1 protein-coding gene is annotated in these 883 nt (G+C 47.3%); it reads right to left on the minus strand.

Annotated elements, in window-relative coordinates; translation table 11 throughout:
* Positions 1-400: 400 nt before the first annotated feature.
* A partial coding sequence (locus AC1DUA_RS39305; RefSeq protein WP_477504835.1) for a winged helix-turn-helix domain-containing protein occupies positions 401-883 on the minus strand: 483 nt, incomplete at its 5' end.

An 883-nucleotide genomic window follows, 5' to 3' on the forward strand; every position in this document is an offset into this window, starting at 1 on the left:
TCTCTGTAACGACTGGAAAACTTGTAACCTCCATTATCTATAGCAAAAAGACTGCATATGCTTCCCCAGTATGGGGAGTAATCGCAGTCTTTTTCGCTCTGTAGAGCACATTTGAGCGGAGCAATTTGTAAATAACGCCGATTTCTCCTGCTACTTTCCTCATCTGTTCCACTATATCCCAATTAAATGTAATCTGACGCTAATATCACCAAATCAAGCAACTTCCTTCTCCAACCGAAACTTTAGATGGAGTTTCTGCTGCTATTCCCTTTCCTGAGCCGCCGTAGCTCCGATTAACGGTAGATTTACCTTCTATTCGGCTGAGACAGACAATCAAACATCGTCCTCCTAATACGAAAAAAAGCCCTTCCAGAGCATGCACTCTTTCCAGGCTTCATTATTAAATACGGAACCGATATCCCGCGCCCCAAATCGTCTCAATATACTGCGGATTCGAAGGATCTTGCTCAATCTTCTCGCGCAGCTTCCGGATATGTACCGTCACTGTCGCGATTTCGCCCATGGCATCCATGCCCCAGAGGAGATCGAATAGCTGCTCTTTGCTGTACACTCGATTCGGATTCATCGCCAAATGTGTGAGCAGGTCGAATTCTTTGGTCGTAAAAACGACCTCCCGCTCATTCACAAAAACGCGGCGCGCTGTTTTGTCAATCATCAAACCGCGAATACGAACCTCGTCGTTCTTCGCTTCTCGCCGCCCCATCAGCCTTTCGTACCTGGCAAGATGCGCTTTGACCCTCGCTACCAACTCGCTAGGGCTGAAAGGCTTGATCATGTAATCATCGGCGCCGAGACCAAGGCCGCGGATTTTATCGATGTCTTCCTTTTTAGCGGAAACCATCAAAATCGGAATGTCCTTCTC

This window comes from Paenibacillus sp. 01T422 (assembly GCF_056398785.1).